Annotated in this window: 16 protein-coding genes; 1 reads left to right on the top strand and 15 read right to left on the bottom strand. The window is 58.9% G+C overall.

The annotated features are described in order from the left end of the window. Positions 1 to 129: 129 nt before the first annotated feature. The 7 genes from murB to ftsW form a co-directional block, all read right to left on the bottom strand. Complete coding sequence (murB, locus tag BM069_RS00930; protein WP_093319140.1) at positions 130 to 1,056, bottom strand: UDP-N-acetylmuramate dehydrogenase; 927 nt, start codon at positions 1,054 to 1,056, stop codon at positions 130 to 132. Between the two features lie 69 nt (positions 1,057 to 1,125). Beyond that, positions 1,126 to 1,437, bottom strand: a complete 312-nt coding sequence (locus BM069_RS00925) for a hypothetical protein (protein WP_093319138.1) — start codon at positions 1,435 to 1,437, stop codon at positions 1,126 to 1,128. Beyond that, a complete protein-coding gene (locus tag BM069_RS00920; RefSeq protein ID WP_093319136.1) occupies positions 1,437 to 1,682 on the bottom strand; it encodes a DUF2484 family protein in 246 nt (81 codons plus the stop codon). The genes BM069_RS00925 and BM069_RS00920 overlap by 1 nt, the downstream gene beginning before the upstream one ends. After that, positions 1,679 to 1,936: a DUF2484 family protein gene (locus BM069_RS00915; RefSeq protein ID WP_093319134.1), complete on the bottom strand. Its 258-nt coding sequence runs from the start codon at positions 1,934 to 1,936 to the stop codon at positions 1,679 to 1,681. Before BM069_RS00915 ends, BM069_RS00920 begins: the two co-directional genes overlap by 4 nt. A 159-nt stretch (positions 1,937 to 2,095) precedes the next feature. Continuing rightward, positions 2,096 to 3,502 (bottom strand): UDP-N-acetylmuramate--L-alanine ligase, encoded by a 1,407-nt coding sequence (murC, locus tag BM069_RS00910; protein ID WP_093319131.1) that lies wholly within the window; start codon positions 3,500 to 3,502, stop codon positions 2,096 to 2,098. Positions 3,503 to 3,506: 4 nt separating this feature from the next. Further along, on the bottom strand, positions 3,507 to 4,601 hold the full coding sequence (gene murG, locus BM069_RS00905) for an undecaprenyldiphospho-muramoylpentapeptide beta-N-acetylglucosaminyltransferase (RefSeq protein ID WP_093319129.1): 1,095 nt from the start codon (positions 4,599 to 4,601) through the stop codon (positions 3,507 to 3,509). Then, positions 4,598 to 5,764, bottom strand: a complete 1,167-nt coding sequence (gene ftsW, locus BM069_RS00900) for a putative lipid II flippase FtsW (protein WP_093319126.1) — start codon at positions 5,762 to 5,764, stop codon at positions 4,598 to 4,600. Before ftsW ends, murG begins: the two co-directional genes overlap by 4 nt. A 188-nt stretch (positions 5,765 to 5,952) precedes the next feature. On the opposite strand from ftsW, the gene BM069_RS00895 reads away from it, so the two are divergent. Continuing rightward, complete coding sequence (locus tag BM069_RS00895) at positions 5,953 to 7,137, top strand: BaiN/RdsA family NAD(P)/FAD-dependent oxidoreductase (protein WP_093319124.1); 1,185 nt, start codon at positions 5,953 to 5,955, stop codon at positions 7,135 to 7,137. Positions 7,138 to 7,223: 86 nt separating this feature from the next. On the opposite strand, the gene BM069_RS00890 is transcribed toward BM069_RS00895, so the two are convergent. The 8 genes from BM069_RS00890 to rsmH all read right to left on the bottom strand — a co-directional run bounded on the left by BM069_RS00890 (position 7,224) and on the right by rsmH (position 16,410). Then, positions 7,224 to 7,544 (bottom strand): HPF/RaiA family ribosome-associated protein, encoded by a 321-nt coding sequence (locus BM069_RS00890; RefSeq protein WP_244503490.1) that lies wholly within the window; start codon positions 7,542 to 7,544, stop codon positions 7,224 to 7,226. A 159-nt stretch (positions 7,545 to 7,703) separates the two neighbouring features. Next, a complete protein-coding gene (gene murD, locus BM069_RS00885) occupies positions 7,704 to 9,110 on the bottom strand; it encodes a UDP-N-acetylmuramoyl-L-alanine--D-glutamate ligase (protein WP_093319122.1) in 1,407 nt (468 codons plus the stop codon). Between the two features lie 163 nt (positions 9,111 to 9,273). Beyond that, the gene (mraY, locus tag BM069_RS00880) at positions 9,274 to 10,356 is read right to left on the bottom strand and encodes a phospho-N-acetylmuramoyl-pentapeptide-transferase (RefSeq protein ID WP_093319120.1); all 1,083 of its coding nucleotides are present in this window, start codon (positions 10,354 to 10,356) and stop codon (positions 9,274 to 9,276) included. Continuing rightward, positions 10,357 to 11,799, bottom strand: coding sequence for a UDP-N-acetylmuramoyl-tripeptide--D-alanyl-D-alanine ligase (locus BM069_RS00875; protein ID WP_093319117.1), 1,443 nt, complete (start codon positions 11,797 to 11,799; stop codon positions 10,357 to 10,359). Then, complete coding sequence (locus BM069_RS00870; protein WP_093321157.1) at positions 11,796 to 13,277, bottom strand: UDP-N-acetylmuramoyl-L-alanyl-D-glutamate--2,6-diaminopimelate ligase; 1,482 nt, start codon at positions 13,275 to 13,277, stop codon at positions 11,796 to 11,798. Before BM069_RS00870 ends, BM069_RS00875 begins: the two co-directional genes overlap by 4 nt. 18 nt (positions 13,278 to 13,295) lie before the next feature. Then, entirely contained in the window at positions 13,296 to 15,080 is a 1,785-nt protein-coding gene (locus BM069_RS00865; protein WP_093319115.1) for a peptidoglycan D,D-transpeptidase FtsI family protein, read from the bottom strand. Continuing rightward, positions 15,077 to 15,424, bottom strand: a complete 348-nt coding sequence (gene ftsL, locus BM069_RS00860) for a cell division protein FtsL (RefSeq protein ID WP_093319112.1) — start codon at positions 15,422 to 15,424, stop codon at positions 15,077 to 15,079. Before ftsL ends, BM069_RS00865 begins: the two co-directional genes overlap by 4 nt. Next, the gene (rsmH, locus tag BM069_RS00855; protein WP_093319110.1) at positions 15,424 to 16,410 is read right to left on the bottom strand and encodes a 16S rRNA (cytosine(1402)-N(4))-methyltransferase RsmH; all 987 of its coding nucleotides are present in this window, start codon (positions 16,408 to 16,410) and stop codon (positions 15,424 to 15,426) included. The genes ftsL and rsmH overlap by 1 nt, the downstream gene beginning before the upstream one ends. Positions 16,411 to 16,412: the final 2 nt, after the last annotated feature.

The raw sequence follows: 16,412 nt of genomic DNA, 5'->3' as shown, positions 1-16,412 counted from the left end.
GACATAACCCTACGTGCCTCAATGTCCCGAACCGTTTCTTTTGACCGGCTCTTGTTATTAGAGGGCTTTACGCCCGTTACCTGCTATCTGTCCGGCTATGATTTTGCCTGCTGCCGGTTCAGATAAGCTTCATACGCTCGCCGGTTCCCCGACACGCATAATTTCCCACTGTAGATCTATTCCGCTGTTTTGGAAAACCTTTTTTCGCACTTCCTCGCCCAGATTCTCCAAATCCGCCGCAGTTGCATTGTCTGCATTTATCATAAAGTTGGAGTGCATTTCGCTCATCTGCGCTCCGCCCACGCGCGCGCCGCGCATTCCGGCGTCGTCAATCACCTTCCACGCCTTCAGATCGTGGATGTCATCCGCCTTGCCAGTAGAGCTAAACCCAGCCGGATTTCGGAACGTGCTGCCCGCGCTGCGTTCTTTTGTGGGCTGGCTGGCATCGCGTTTGGCCAATTGGTCCGCCATCCGCGCCTCCAAGGCCTCCGGATCACCGCTGGGCCCTTCAAAAATCGCCTCAACCAGAACCCAGCCTTCCGGCAATTCGGTCTGGCGATACTGAAACTGCAAATCCTGCGCCGTCAGGGTCACAATCTCCCCGTCCCGCGTCACTGCCGTCGCCTCGACAAACACATCCGCCGTATAGCTGCCATAGCAACCAGCATTCATGCGCACCGCTCCGCCGATTGCGCCAGGAATGGTTCTCAAAAAGGTCAGGTCAACGCCTTCCGCAGCCGCTTTGCGCGCCACATGCGCATCCAGCGCGGCCGCACCGGCACGAACACGATTGTCAGTGATTTCAATACCATTGAATCCACGCCCCAATCGGATCACCACGGCCCGCATACCGCCATCCCTGACAATCAGATTGCTGCCTACCCCCATGGGAAACACGGCCACATCATCCGGCAAATCCCGCAAAAAGGCCGCCAAATCCTGCACATCCGCTGGCTGAAACAAATAGTCAGCCGGACCGCCCACGCGCAGCCATGTCAGATCAGACAACACACGGTTCTCTGTCAGCTTCCCGCGCGGCTGGGGCATCTGTGTCATGGCGAAACTCCTGTAAACGTGGGCGTCAGCGATAGCGAAGCCCGCGACGTTGGGCAAGCCACAGGCGGTTTAGTTAGCACGCTTTTTCTGCCCAAGACCAAACATCGCCCATGCCAGCCCAAGCGAAACCGCCACCGCGCCAATCAACCACCAGCGATAGCTTTGCAAGCGCTCTAGTTCCGCCATTTCCGCGTCCTCGTTGATCATCACGCCGAGTGTGAAATCAAACAACAGCAACAAAGCCGTCAGGCTCAAAACAATCCCCTGAGCGCGTTTCAAATGCTCGGCACGGTCCCGTCGCCCTGCAACAAAGCCATAAACTGGAAACACGAACACGCAAAACCAGATCAAAGCACTGATCCCAAGGGCCAAATCCAGCATCAGCTCACCCGCTTCTTCAGCCAAAGCCAAGCGTAATAGACCGGCCAGCGCATGATCCAGCCTCCCATGACCAACACAATCGCAGCGGCCCAGATCCCGTTTTCAATATAGACGCCCACCAAGATCGGCAACCCAAGGGCGATCATGACATAGGCAAACGACCACAGGTGATCTTTGCTGGGAAACATCGCCCGAAAATTCGCGGCAACCAACCAAACGCAGGCCAAACCCAACGAGATTGTCATTTGGGCACCTCCTCGGTTGGCAACCCCAAGGCCTTGCGCCCGAAAAACATCAACGGACGACGGAACATCGACACAAACCCAAAAAGGGCCGCCGCACCGAACATCCAACCGTGTTCATACCAGATCACGCCAACCAAAACCGGCGCGGCAATCAACAGCGTCACTCCCGGAATGTATTGATGCCGCATCGGCAGCATGGCCACGCCCGTCGCCGCCAGAACCCAGAAACAGCCAAACACCAACGAAAGGCTCATTCAGATCACCCCTATTTTACGCGACAATGACACCAGATCCGCGCCCATAGCGCGCCGCAGAGGCATGCCTGAACTGCGCTCAAAATGTCCTGTCACGTCTGCCCTCAAGTCTTTTGTCAAAGAGAGGGCAAACGGAACGGAATTTCCAGAAGTTTTTAGTTAGTTGATGTGTTTTGGCAGGCCATTGGCCCATGCGCTGATCGAACCAGCGCCCAAACAGACCACGATATCACCTGTCTTCGCGGTGGCGTCCACCAACGCAACGAGGTCATCCTCAGAGCCAATCGGGACCGCGTGACGGTGTCCGTGTGCGACCAAACCGGCAATCAGATCATCGCGGCTCGCGCCTTCAATCGGGGTCTCGCCTGCGGCAAACACATCCGCAATACCGACAACATCTGCTTCGTTGAAGCAGGTGCAGAAATCTTCGAACAACGAATGCAAGCGGCTAAAACGGTGGGGTTGATGCACGGCAATGACGCGCCCTCCGCTGTCGCCGATCGCTTGACGCGCGGCTTTCAAAACCGCGGCAATTTCTACCGGATGGTGGCCATAGTCATCAATCACCGGCACGCCACCTTTGATCTCGCCGACTTTGGTAAACCGGCGGTTCACGCCGCCAAAACTCGCCAGCGCCTCGCGGATTTCATCCAGCTTCATTCCCAGATGCCGTGCTATCGCTACGGCCGACAACGCATTGGAAACGTTGTGATCTCCTGGCATCGGAAGGGTGCACCCCTCAATCACTTTGTCTTCGGCATGCAGCTCAATATCAAAATGCGCCACGCCTGCCTTGTAGGTCAGATTGACCGCCCGCACGTCGGCCTGCGCGTTAAACCCAAAGGTCACAACACGACGGTCGGTGATTTTGCCCACCAATGTCTGCACGTCCGGATCATCGGTACAGCACACAGCCAGACCGTAGAAAGGAATGTTGGACACAAAGTCATAAAACCCTTTGTGCAGCGCCTCTTCGGTGCCCCAATGCTCCATGTGTTCGGGATCAATGTTGGTCACAATCGCAATGGTGGCCGGAAGGCGGTTGAACGTGCCGTCGCTCTCATCAGCTTCTACAACCATCCACTCGCCATCCCCGACACGGGCATTTGATCCATAGGCGTGAATGATCCCGCCATTGATGACAGTGGGGTCAAATTTGCCGTGATCCAGCAACGCCGCAACCATCGTCGTGGTGGTTGTCTTGCCATGCGTTCCTGCCACCGCAATGTTGTATTTCAGACGCATCAGCTCTGCCAGCATTTCCGCACGGCGCACCACCGGCAAACCCTTCAGTCGCGCTTCGTCCAACTCCGGATTGCCCGGCTTGATCGCGGATGAAATCACCACGACTTCGGCATTCTCCAAATTCTCGGCACGCTGGCCTTCAAAAACCGTCGCGCCCATGCCGGCAAGCCGTTCGGTGATTTTGGTGGATTTCAAATCCGATCCCTGCACCTGATAGCCGTGGTTGATCAACACTTCAGCGATGCCCGACATACCAATGCCGCCGATGCCGACAAAATGGATTGCGCCCACGTCACCGGGAAGTTTGGTTGCTGCACTCATACTCTTATTCCTTGCTCGCCAGCGCCTCGACCAACGCCACCAACGTATCGGTGGCGTCCGGCTTGCCCGCACTCAACGCGGCGCGCGCCATCTGGTTTGCCCCCTCAGGGTTGCCCAGAATAAGCGCCATTTGTTCCGTCATACTTTCCTGTGTCAGCAGGCTTTCAGGGATCACTATCGCCCCACCCGCTTCAGAAAGCCCGCGGGCATTGGCCGTCTGATGGTCGCCCGTCGCCGCGGCAAACGGGATCAGGATCGAGGGCCGCCCGATCACCGAGATATCCGCCACCGAACTTGCCCCTGACCGCGACACAACCAACTGCGCCTCGCTCATGCGTGCCGGCACATCGTTGAAAAACGGTTGCACATCCGCGGCGATGCCATGCTCGGCATAAAACGCCGTTACGCGGTCAAAATCTTCGTCTCGCGCCTGATGGCTCACCCGCAGGTTCTTCAGGATCGCCTCTGGCAGCGCCGCAATCGCCGCGGGCACCACATCGCTCAGAATGCGCGCGCCCTGAGAGCCGCCGATCACCAGCATCGACATCGGGTAATCACCCGGCTCGATATAGCCCGCGCCTGCGCGTTCCATCACCGCCTTGCGCACCGGATTGCCGGTGTGCTGACCCTCCACGCCGTCCGGCAAAGCCGTCGGCCACGTGCCACAGGCCACGACATCAACGCGCTTTGCGAAAACTTCGTTTACCCGCCCCAGAACGCCATTTTGCTCATGGATCATCCGCGGCAGCTTCATCAGCCAAGCGGCGCCCATTGCCGGAATGGCCGGATATCCGCCAAAGCCGACCACGACATCGGGCCGGTCTTTGCGCATTTTGACCACCGCGCCCAGCACGCCGCCCAAAATCCTGAACGGCACCACCAGCTTGGACAACACCCCGCCCCGCGCAAACGTCGCGGAACTCATCTGTTCAATCTCAACCGTATGGGGGAAGCCGCCCGTATACCGTGCACCGCGCGCATCCGTGGACAGTTTCACCCGCCACCCCTTGCGCAACATCACCTCGGCCAGAGCCTGCGCAGGGAACATATGTCCGCCCGTTCCGCCGGCTGCAATCACCAGAAGTGGCTGTTTACTCATCTCACATGTCCCCGCAGAATATCACCGATCTCGCCCTGAGGCCGGCTGCGGGTAAACGCCAAAATCATGCCGACTGCAATCCCCCCTGCAATCAAGGAAGACCCGCCATAGCTCACAAACGGCAAAGTCATGCCTTTGGACGGCAAAAGCCGCACAGCAACGCCCATATTGACCATCGCCTGCACGCCAAAAATGCTCACCAATCCTGTGCCAGCCAGACGAATGAAGGGGTCACGCTCCCGCATCAAACGGAAATAGCTGCGCAGAACCACGGTCGCATAAAGCGCGATGATCACGAGAACGAGGATCAATCCGTATTCTTCAGCCGCCACCGAGATAATAAAATCCGTATGCGCATCGGGCAGCGACCATTTTACCGTACCCTCGCCCACGCCCACACCAAACAAGCCGCCTTCGCGGATCGCATTTGTGGCATAGCCGATCTGGGTTGTGGGATCGAGCGAGCGATCCAGAAATCCGTCAATGCGGCGCGCAAAGTGTTCCGAACTGGAATAGGCCAACTGTGCCGCAGGCACCAAAGCCAAAAGAATGCCACCAATCAGCATCATCGGCGCGCCGGACACAAAATACATCACGCTCCAGCCAAACAGGATCAGACAGGCCTGACCAAAGTCCGGTTGCAACGCAAGGATCAGAACGATCGTCACCATGAGCAGAAATGACCACATCCGCCCGGGAGGTCCGTTGATCTCCTCGTTTGCCGCCATCATCCAGGCGCAAACCACCACGAACCCGGGTTTCAGGAACTCGGACGGCTGAAGCGAGGCGAACCCCAGCGAATACCACCGCATCGCGCCTTTGCCGAAATCGGTGCCAAAGAATGGCAACATCACCAGTGCGACCATGGTCACGCCAAAGCCCAGCACCGACAAACGTCGCACCAGCTTCGGTGACATCATTGACGTCAGCATCATCGCCACCAAAGCCGCGCCACCAAAAATCGCCTGCTTTTTTACATAGTGGAAAGGCTCAAAGCCATTTTTTGCCGCAAGAGGCGGGCTGGCTGCCATGCCAAGCATAATGCCAATCACAAACAGCAAAAGAATGGACGTCATCGTCCATTTGTCCAACGTCTGCCACCACTTGGGCAATACGGGCTCACGCTCGTGCGCCGGAAGCGCACCATACACCATCTCTGTCATCGGATAACCGCCGAACTCTGCCTCTGTTTGCCCATGGGATGACTTAAGCCCTCTCCACAAGCTGCCCGTTTGCCGGGTCTAGGCGGGACTCTAACACTCAAAACCTTTCAAGGAAAGTAAAGAGAACCCGATAAGTTGATCATTGCGCTCCTCTTGACGCCCCGCCACCGTTGAGGCACCTCGCAGGCATGACATGGGACACGATCATTTTGGGCGCCGGTGCTGCTGGCATGATGTGCGCGACGCAAACCGGCGGGCGCACGCTGGTTCTTGACCATGCCAAGGCACCGGGGGAAAAGATCCGCATCTCCGGCGGCGGGCGCTGCAATTTCACCAATATGTACGCCGGCCCCGAGAACTTTCTGTCCGGCAACCCCCACTTCTGCAAATCCGCACTTAGCCGCTACACGCAATGGGATTTCATCAACATGGTGGCCGCCCACGGCATCCACTACCACGAGAAAACCCTCGGCCAACTCTTTTGCGACACCTCCGCCAAAGACATCGTCGCCATGTTGCGGGCGGAAATGGCCAAGGCCGGCGCGGATCTTTGGCTGGAAACCACAATCGCCGCTGTCTCCCATGACGGCACCACCTTCTCCGTGGACGTTGAGCGCAACGGCAATCGGCAGCGCCTGACCTGCGCCAACCTCGTGCTGGCAACCGGCGGCAAATCCATTCCGAAAATGGGGGCCACTGGCCTTGCCTACGACATCGCCCGCCAATTTGGCCTGCGGATCACCGACACCCGCGCGGGGCTTGTGCCGTTCACCTTCTCCGATCAGCGGTTCAAAGACATCTCCGGTGTTGCCCATCCGGTGCGCGCAACCTCGGGCGGCACCACCTTTGACGAGGCCATGCTCTTTACACACCGCGGCCTCTCTGGCCCCGCGATGCTGCAAATCAGCTCCTTTTGGCACGAGGGCGAGGACATATCGATCAACCTCTTCCCCGACAGCGATCCGTTTGAGGAACTCCGCACCCGCCGGCAAGCCCAAGGCCGCCGCAACCTCACCACAGAACTCGCCACGCTCCTGCCCGCACGACTGGTCGAGCACCTTTCCAAGACCATCGACCTCACAGGAAATCTCGCCGATCAATCCGACACCGCCCTGCGCGCGCTGTGTGACGGGTTGCAAAACTGGCATTTGCGTCCCTCCGGCACCGAAGGCTACCGCACCGCCGAAATCACACTTGGCGGCATCGATACCGACTGCCTCTCGTCAAAAACCATGGAAGCCAAGACCGTCCCCGGCCTCTACGTTATTGGCGAAGCGGCCGACGTCACAGGGTGGCTTGGCGGGTTCAACTTCCAATGGGCCTGGAGTTCCGGCTGGGCCGCGGGCCAAGCCATTCGCGAAGCCCAAAGCTAACCCCGCCCCCAATTCCTACCACGCAATAATAAAAACGGCCACTCCGATCCAGAGAGGCCGTCACTTCGTCTAAGTTCCACGCCGCCTTAACGGTGCGCGTTTGCCTTGTCAAAATGGCTCGACAAACGGGTTTTCAGCTTCTTCGCCGCGCCTTTCAGAGCCGCCTGTATATCTTCCGCTTCGTGGTGCGCCGACATCGGGCCCTCGCCGCGGGGACGCGCTTCCATGGTGCACAGGATATGATCCGGACCGTGCTTGTCCGCATTCTGATCCTTCAAATGAACTTCCACGCGGGTCAACCGTTCACCCAAGTGCTCAAGGTCGTTCTGAACGGCCTGTTCGGCCACTTCGATCACCCGCGCGTCACCATGAATGAAGTTGTCGGTGTTCACCTGAATTTGCATCATCAGATCCTTTCTTTGCTTCCCTACTGACCTATGGTCAGGCCCTTGCCAAAACAAGGTTTGAACTGGGAAATTTTCTGTTCGATCCGATGTTATTTTTCCGCCATTTCAACCACTTTGACCGAGGTCAAAACGCCACGGACATTGTCATTCAAAAACGCGTCACCTTTGAGCCAAATACCCTTTCACGCGGGCCGAGAAATCATCTCCGCGTTTCTCGAAACTGTCATATTGGTCAAAGCTCGCCGCCGCTGGGGCCAGCAAAACAACCTCCCCCTCCTGAGCGTCTTCAATGGCCCGTGCCACAGCCTTCCCCATTGTGGTGCAAACCTCGGTCTCAACCCCCTTGAGCTGCATGGCAAAGCCCGCCGCTTCTCGTCCGATGACATAGGCTTTCTCGACCTCTGACGCGCTGGCACCGAGATCCCCGAGCCCACCTTCCTTCTCAAGCCCGCCACAGATCCAGCGGATCCGCTTGAAGGCAGACAACGCCATCTTTGCGGCATCTACATTTGTTGCCTTGCTGTCATTTACAAAAGTCACGCCGTTAGCTTCGGCGATGATCTGACTGCGATGGGGCAAGCCGCCAAAGCTGGCAAAGGCCGCCTCGATCACTCTGGGGGCCAATCCCAACGCGCGACACACGGCATAGGCAGCACAGGCGTTCTGATGGTTGTGCGCACCGGGCAACCCCTTGATCGCGCGCAAATCAATCGAACCTGCCTGTCGACCCTTGCGGTATTCACTCAGGAACCCTTTGCGGGCGAACACGTTCCACCCCGCCGCGGTCAGCTTGCGCTCAATCGACACGCGGATCACCCGATCATCCGCCGCGCCTTCGCTCAACTGCCCCGCGAGATACAGCCCCTCGTCCTCATCCACCCCCACAACGACCCGATCCGGCCCGCCTTCAGCAAACAGGCGCCGCTTGGCGGCAAAATACCCACCCATGCCCGCATGTCGATCCAGATGATCTGGACTCAAGTTGGTAAAGACGCAGATGTCCGGCGTCAGACTGCGCGCCAGATCGGTCTGATAGCTCGACAGCTCCAGCACCACGACTTCGCCGTCTTCAGCTGGTTCCAAATCAAGCACACCACGCCCGATATTGCCCGCCAATTGCGTGCGCCGCCCGGCCTCGGTCAGAACGTGATGAATAAGCGCCGAGGTGGTCGATTTGCCGTTTGAGCCAGTCACTGCCACAACCTGCGGCGTGGTTTCATACATATCCCACTCCCGCGTCGCAAACGACCGGAAGAAAAGACCAATGTCATTGTCCACTGGCACCCCTGCCAGCAGTGCGGCCTTCACCACTGGGTTCGGCTCTGGGTAAAGATGTGGAATGCCAGGGCTGACAATCAACGCCGCCACGCCTTCGAACGCTCCCTGCTTAAGCAAATCCCGACAGACAAATCCTTCGGCCTCCGCCTTCTCTCGCGCAACAGGGTTGTCGTCCCAACAGATCGCCTCGGCCCCACCGTCTCGCAACGCCCGCGCCGTGGCAAAACCCGAACGGCCTAGCCCCAGCACCGCCACCTGCGCACCTTCATATCCCTGAACCGGAATCATCGCTCATACCCCATTTCGTCTTTGCGCACAGACTGCCTTGGCCAGCGCTCACACACAAGCCGTGCCTCCTGAAACGACCAAAGCCCGCGCATCGCGCGGGCCCGGCCCAACATCTGGCAGAGGCCGTTAGGCCTCGAAGATGGCGGGAGCGCCCGCCAAAGCCTCAGCGCAACTTCAGTGTTGCCAGCCCAACCATCGCCAGAATAACCGCGATGATCCAGAACCGGATCACGATCTGCGGCTCAGACCAACCCTTTTTCTCATAGTGGTGATGGATCGGCGCCATCAGGAAAACGCGCTTTCCGGTGCGTTTGAAGTACAGCACCTGAATGATCACCGAGAGCGCCTCAACCACAAACAGACCGCCAATGATGCCCAGCACCAACTCGTGCTTGGTGGCCACCGCAATCGCGCCCAAAGCGCCGCCCAAAGCCAGCGAACCTGTGTCGCCCATAAACACCGCAGCGGGAGGGGCGTTGTACCACAGAAAGCCGAGACCGCCGCCGATCAATCCGGCCACAAAGATCAGGATCTCCCCGGTGCCAGGTACATAATGCACATCCAGATATTCCGTGAAGTCGACCCGTCCGACCGCATAGGCAATCACGCCAAGTGCTCCGGCCGCGATCATCACCGGCATAATTGCAAGGCCGTCCAGACCGTCTGTCAGGTTCACCGCATTGGCCGCACCAACAATCACGAACATCGCAAAGGGCACATAGAAAATGCCCATATGAAACAGCACTTCTTTGAAGACCGGCACCGCCAGCTTGTTCTGCAAGAGATCAGGCTGCAAATAAGTCGCCCAGACGCCCGCCACCATCGCAATCAGAAAGCCCAACAGCAGGCGCACCTTGCTCGACACGCCCTTGGTGTTTTGCTTGCTTACCTTGGCATAGTCATCGGCAAACCCGATCAGGCCGTAGGACAGCGTGACAAACAACACCAACCAGACAAAGCCGTTGTCCCAGCGCGCCCACAAAAGCGTCGATGTCACCAAGGCCCCCACAATCAGCAAACCGCCCATCGTCGGCGTACCTGCTTTGACGAAATGCCCCTCAGGTCCGTCATCGCGGATCGGCTGACCTTTGCCCTGCTTGCGGCGCAGCACATCAATCAGCGGTCGCCCGAACAGGAACCCGAAAATCAAGGCCGTCATAAACGCCCCGCCCGCACGGAAAGTGATATAGCGGAACAGGTTGAAAAAATCCCCGCCTTCCGAAAGTTGGGTCAACCAATACAGCATTTAAACGTCCTCATTCTCAGTGATCGCGGCGGGATGACCCAGTTTGCGCACAGCGTCAACCACCTTGGCCAGCCCCATCGAGAGAGAGCCCTTGGCCAAAACCGCATCGCCAGCGTCTACAAGTCGGCGCACATCGGCAGCCATTTCAGCGCTGGTTTCGCTCCACCGCCCGCGCTTAATCTCAGGCAACGCCTCATAAAGGTGCCGCATCAGTGGGCCAACACAATGCACCGTGTCGATTTTCTCAATCGCGGGATGTAGCGCCAAGGCCGCGTGCATTGCGGCCTCTTGCGGCCCCAATTCTTTCATGTCCCCGACAAAAGCAATCCGGCGTCCTTTGCCAATCCGGCCAATGTCATGTTGCACATCTGCCGCCGCCAGAACCTCCAACGCTGCGCCAAGCGATGTCGGGTTCGCGTTATACGCATCATCTATCAGGTCGATCACCCGATCGGTTTCCACCGGATCAAGCACAATGATCTCACGAGCGCCGCGCCCCACGTAAGGCGTCCATTTGCCAAGATCCGCCGCCGCCAACGCCAGATCCGCACCCAGCGCGTCCACAGCCGCCAAAGCGCCAAGCGCATTCATCGCGAAATGCCGACCCGCGCTTTGCACCTTAAACACCAAAGGCGCACCCTCAACCGAAGCCCGCGCCACGGTCACATCGCCGCTCAACTGAACATCTCGCAACGTCCATGTGTCCGAACTCTCGCCAAACTCCACCTTGGCAAAGCCAAGCGCATCGGCATGCGCACGCAATACATCTGCGGTTTCAATATCCGCGTTCAAAACGGCCACGCCATCCGGCTCCAGTCCGTCAAAAATCGCGGCCTTCTCGGCCGCGATCCCCGCGACGTTCTCAAACGCCTCCAGATGCACCGCCGCAACCGTTGTCACCAATCCCACGTGTGGCCGCGCCATTTTGGCCAGCGGACCGATCTCACCCGGGTGGTTCATGCCGATCTCGATCACGGCAAACTCTGTGTCTGCAGGCATCCGCGCCAACGTCAGAGGCACACCCCAATGGTTGTTATAGCTCGCGACAGAGGCATGCGTCCGCCCCTGCGGCGACAACATTGCCCGCAGCATTTCTTTGGTCGAGGTCTTGCCGACCGAGCCCGTCACCGCCAGAACCCGCGCAGCCGTGCGCGCACGTCCCGCCCGCCCCAAAGCCTCAAGCCCCGCCAGCACGTCATCCACAATCAACAGAGGCGCATCTTGCGCAACATCTTCGGGCACTCGGCTCACCAAGGCCGCCCCCGCGCCTTTCTCCAGCGCTTGAGCGACAAATTCGTGCCCGTCGCGCGCCGCCTTCAAGGCCACAAACAGATCACCCGCGTCTATCGTGCGGGTGTCAATTGACACGCCGTCAACGGCCCAATTCCCGACCGCACGCCCGCCCGTGGCCTCTGCCGCCTCCGCTGCTGTCCACAAGCTCATGCGAAGCCTCCATCCAAAGCAGCCACAGCCACGCTTGCCTGCTCGACATCATCAAACGGCAAAACATCGTCACCTACGATCTGCCCGCTCTCATGCCCCTTGCCCGCGATCAACAATGTATCTCCCGCTTGCAAAGCATCCACCGCACGCAAAATCGCTTCGGCCCGGTCCCCAACTTCGGTCGCCTCCGGCGCGCCAGACATCACAGCAGCGCGGATCAAAGCCGGATCTTCGGTGCGCGGATTGTCATCGGTCACAAAAACCACATCAGCGTTTTCCGCCGCCGCTGCGCCCATCAAAGGCCGCTTGCCCGGATCACGATCTCCGCCCGCGCCGACAATCGCAATCAGCCGTCCCATCACATGCGGCCGCATCGCCCTCAATGCGGTCTCAACCGCATCCGGCGTATGGGCATAGTCGACGAAAACCGCCGCGCCATTTTCCCGCGTCGCCGCAAGCTGCATCCGGCCGCGCACTGTGCTCAACTCTCCCAAGACCTCAAACACCCGTTCGGGCTCTGCCCCGCAAGCAATCGCCAACCCACTGGCGAGCAGCACATTTTCCGCCTGAAACCCGCCCAGAAGATTCAGCCGCGCCATATAGGTTTTTCCACGGAAGGCGAAACGGATGTCTTGTCCGGTCGCGTCAAATCTCTGCCCAAGCAGTTCCAGATCCGCGCCTTGGCGCCCAACTGTGATCACCTGCTGACCACGGCTCTGTGCTATCATGGCCATCTCGGGCCCACGCGGATCATCAATGTTGATCACAGCCGTACCGTCATCGGCAAGGACGCGGTCAAACAGCCCCGCCTTGGCCTGAAAATACTCATCAAAGGTCGTGTGGTAATCAAGGTGGTCCTGCGTGAAGTTTGTGAACCCCGCCGCCTTCAGATGCACCCCGTCCAGCCGCCGTTGCGCCAACCCGTGTGACGACGCTTCCATCGCGCCAAAGGCAATCCCCGCCTCGGCCGCCGCGGCCAGCGTGCGATGCAGGGTGATCGGCTCCGGTGTGGTGTGGTTCAACGGTGCGGTGAAATCGCCCTCAACGCCGGTTGTGCCAAGGTTCACTGCCTCAAGCCCCAAGGCTTGCCAGATCATCCGCAAAAAGGTTGCCACCGAGGTTTTGCCGTTGGTGCCAGTGACCGCTGCCATCACACCGGGCTGCGCGCCAAACCACAGCGCAGCGGCATAAGACAACGCCATGCGCGGGTCTTCGGTGACAACAACCACAGTGCCATTGGCCGCCATCTCTTCAGACGCGATCCGCGCTCCTTCGGCGTCGGTCAGAACCGCAACCGCGCCCTGTCTCAAAGCGTATTGAATGAACTCGGCCCCATGCACGCGCGTGCCCGGAAGGGCGGCAAACAAGAACCCGTCACGCACCTCGCGACTGTCTACCGCCAAACCTGAAATTTCGGGATTCGCACCGCCAGTGGCCGCAAGTCCTAGATCCGAAAGCTGTTTTTTGCCCGCTGCCATCTGCATCGCCTTTCCGGCTTAGTTTGATGTCAGCGTTATATCAGCAAGCTCCGCCGGTTCAACTTGAGGCCGCAGCCCCAACAAAGGCGCCACGCGTGCGATCATTTCGGCGGCCACCGGTACAGCAGTCCAACCCGCCGTGCGGCGTGGCTCAGTGCCGGATGTTTCAACCGGCTCGTCCAACGAAACAATCAGAACGTATTTCGGTGCGTGCGCTGGGAACATTGCCGCAAAGGTCGCGATCACCTTGTCTTCATAGTATCCGCCGCCGCGCTCTTTGGGTTTGTCCGCCGTGCCGGTTTTCCCGCCCACCGCATAGCCCGGCACTTCGCCAAAAGAGGCTGTGCCTTCGCTGACCACTTTGCGCAGCATCTTGCGCGCCGCAGCAGCGCTCGATGCACTCATGACGCGCGCACCCTCCTGAACACGATCCCGCTTCAGGATCGTAGGTGACACCTGAGTGCCACCATTTGCAATCGCCGCATAGCCAGCCGCCAGATGCAGCGGGCTCGCGGACATGCCGTGGCCATAAGAAATCGTCATAGTGGACAGTTCCGACCAGTTTCTGGGCAACAGCGGCTGCGCCCCCTTGGCCTCAACCAACTCCACTTCGGTTGGCTTAAGAAAGCCCAGCTTGCCAAGGAAATCTTGCTGCCGCACCGCGCCAATCACCTGCGCCATACGTGCGGTGCCGATGTTGGAAGACTTCACAATGATCTTTGTGACGGTCAGTTCAGAACCATAGTTGCGGAAGTCACGAATTTTGAACTTGCCCCACCGCAACGGCCCTGCCGTATTGATCAAAGTCGACGGGTTGGCCAACCCAAGGTCCATCGACTGCGCCGCTGTGAAAATCTTGAAGGTAGAGCCAAGCTCATAAAGCCCTTGCACAGACCGGTTGAACAACGGGCTGTCGCCGGCATTGCCTTCGGTCAAAACGCGCGGGCGATCGTTGGGATCAAAATCCGGCAACGACACCATCGAAATGATCTCACCCGTGTGCACATCCATCAAAACCGAAGACGCGCCTTTGGCGTTCATCAGCTTCATGCCGCCATAAAGCACCCGCTCACTGGCGTCCTGAACCGTCAGATCCAGCGACAACGTCAGTGCGCGCCCGCCATTGGCCGGATCCCGCAGCACTTCGTCAAAGTACTTCTCGACACCGGCCACACCGACCAACTCCGCCGCATGAACGTCTTCTTCGCCAAACGTAGAGCCGCCCAAAACATGCGCCGCCAGTTGCCCGTTGGGATATAGCCGCATCTCGCGGCGACCAAACTGCAACCCCGGGTCGCCAATATCGTGCACAGCCTGTTTTTGCTCGGGGCTCAGTTTTTTCTTCACCCAAAGGAACTTACGCTTGCCGGTGAAATCCTTCACCAGCCGGTCTTCATCAAGATCAGGGAAAATCGCCGCCAATTCCCGCGCCACACGTTCCTTGTCGATCATATGCGGCGGCTGAGCATAAAGCGCATGTGTCTCAAGGTTGGTCGCCAGAATGCGCCCCTTGCGGTCAACAATGTCCGCCCGCTCGGCCTGAATATGGCTCGCAGAATAGCTCCGACGCGGTTCTGTGGCGTCGGTCATCGCAACCGCGCCCATCCGCGTTCCCACAGCGCCAAAGGCCGCAAGGAACAGGAACGACATCACCAAAAGCCGCCCTTCAGCCCGCACACGCGCCTTGTTCTGCATTTCGTCATGACGTTCACGCAAATTGGCGCGCTCAATCGCCTCGGCGCTTTCACCGTCTTTGCGCGCTTTAAGGATCGACGCCAGAGGCCGAAGCGGTTTGCGGGTCATGGACGCTCTCCATCGGCAATAACTTCTGTTGCGTTTTCAACCCCTTGAAGAAGGTCATCAGAGGGATAAGCCACCTGCTCGACAATGCCGAACTGGTCAGGGCGCAACGGCAGCAGCTGCAAATCGTTGTAGTTGATCTCGGCCAGATCGCGTAGGCGGTCGGGGCGATTCAAATACGCCCATTCGGCCCGAAGCACCGCCAAGCGCGCCTGTGCTGCCCCGATCTCACGTTCCAGTTTCTCTGTTTCTTTGATGATCCGCTGGGTAGAGTAGTTTTCCTGATACGCCCAGACAGACACGCAAATCACGCCAATCACGGTCACAATGAACATAAGTGTCCGCATCACTGCTTTCCCCCAACCGTTGGCATTCCAATGGCCTTGCCGCTCACATCTCCCGCTGGCGCATCTGTGCGCCGCGCTACGCGCAACTTCGCCGACCGTGCCCGCGGGTTGTCGTCCAACTCCTCCGGATCCGGTCCCACAGCCTTGCGTGTGATCAGTTCGAATGCCGGCTGAACTTTCTCAGCTTCCGGCGCATATCGGTTGACGTTGCCCTGCTTGCCCGCGCGGGCCTGCATGAACCGCTTCACCATCCGGTCTTCAACCGAGTGAAACGTCACGACCGCTAACAGCCCACCGGGTTTAAGCGCCCGCTCCGCCGCCATCAGCCCGCGAAACAGCTCTCCATATTCGTCATTCACCGCGATCCGCAGCCCTTGAAAGGAGCGCGTCGCCGGATGACTCTGCCCCGGTTTCGGGCGCGGCAGGCAGCCTTCGACAATCTCGGTCAGCCGCAGCGTGTTGGTGATCGGCTCGATCGCACGCTCGCGCACAATTGCCTTCGCAATGCGCCGGCTCGCCCGCTCCTCACCATATTGATAAAGAATATCTGCAATCTCGACCTCGGTCGCCTCATTCACGATATCCGCCGCCGACATCCCGTCTTGGCTCATGCGCATGTCCAAAGGCCCGTCCCGCATGAACGAAAATCCGCGCTCGGCCAGATCAAGCTGCATCGAGCTCACCCCGAGGTCCAGAACGACACCATCAAGGCCCTGAGCATAGTCGTCCATCTTGGAAAACACGCCCGCGACCATCTCGATCTTACCGTCGTAGTCGCCAATCCAGGGTTTCGCCATCTCAAAGGCCAATGGATCACGATCCACGCCAATTACTTTTGTCGCCCCCGCCTCAATCAACCCACGACTATAGCCACCGGCCCCAAAAGTGCCGTCAAGCCATGTGCCAAAAACTGGAGAAACTTCACGTAGCAGTGGGGCCAGAAGAACCGGAATGTGAGGACGCGCTGAACCTTCTTGTCCGCTCATCG

This window comes from Shimia haliotis, from assembly GCF_900114415.1.
Classification (GTDB): domain Bacteria; phylum Pseudomonadota; class Alphaproteobacteria; order Rhodobacterales; family Rhodobacteraceae; genus Shimia; species Shimia haliotis.
Note: the sequence above shows the minus strand (reverse complement) of the source record. Positions and strands in the feature narration are given on the sequence as shown.

Coding starts and splice junctions, on each gene's coding strand:
- murG (WP_093319129.1), bottom strand. CDS start 4,601: ATGAGTAAACAGCCACTTCTGGTGATTGCAGCCGGCGGAACGGGCGGA.
- murC (WP_093319131.1), bottom strand. CDS start 3,502: ATGAGTGCAGCAACCAAACTTCCCGGTGACGTGGGCGCAATCCATTTT.
- ftsW (WP_093319126.1), bottom strand. CDS start 5,764: ATGACAGAGATGGTGTATGGTGCGCTTCCGGCGCACGAGCGTGAGCCC.
- BM069_RS00925 (WP_093319138.1), bottom strand. CDS start 1,437: ATGCTGGATTTGGCCCTTGGGATCAGTGCTTTGATCTGGTTTTGCGTG.
- mraY (WP_093319120.1), bottom strand. CDS start 10,356: ATGCTGTATTGGTTGACCCAACTTTCGGAAGGCGGGGATTTTTTCAAC.
- rsmH (WP_093319110.1), bottom strand. CDS start 16,410: ATGAGCGGACAAGAAGGTTCAGCGCGTCCTCACATTCCGGTTCTTCTG.
- BM069_RS00915 (WP_093319134.1), bottom strand. CDS start 1,936: ATGAGCCTTTCGTTGGTGTTTGGCTGTTTCTGGGTTCTGGCGGCGACG.
- BM069_RS00865 (WP_093319115.1), bottom strand. CDS start 15,080: ATGACCCGCAAACCGCTTCGGCCTCTGGCGTCGATCCTTAAAGCGCGC.
- BM069_RS00870 (WP_093321157.1), bottom strand. CDS start 13,277: ATGGCAGCGGGCAAAAAACAGCTTTCGGATCTAGGACTTGCGGCCACT.
- murB (WP_093319140.1), bottom strand. CDS start 1,056: ATGACACAGATGCCCCAGCCGCGCGGGAAGCTGACAGAGAACCGTGTG.
- BM069_RS00890 (WP_244503490.1), bottom strand. CDS start 7,544: ATGATGCAAATTCAGGTGAACACCGACAACTTCATTCATGGTGACGCG.
- ftsL (WP_093319112.1), bottom strand. CDS start 15,424: ATGCGGACACTTATGTTCATTGTGACCGTGATTGGCGTGATTTGCGTG.
- BM069_RS00875 (WP_093319117.1), bottom strand. CDS start 11,799: ATGAGCTTGTGGACAGCAGCGGAGGCGGCAGAGGCCACGGGCGGGCGT.
- murD (WP_093319122.1), bottom strand. CDS start 9,110: ATGATTCCGGTTCAGGGATATGAAGGTGCGCAGGTGGCGGTGCTGGGG.
- BM069_RS00895 (WP_093319124.1), top strand. CDS start 5,953: ATGACATGGGACACGATCATTTTGGGCGCCGGTGCTGCTGGCATGATG.
- BM069_RS00920 (WP_093319136.1), bottom strand. CDS start 1,682: ATGACAATCTCGTTGGGTTTGGCCTGCGTTTGGTTGGTTGCCGCGAAT.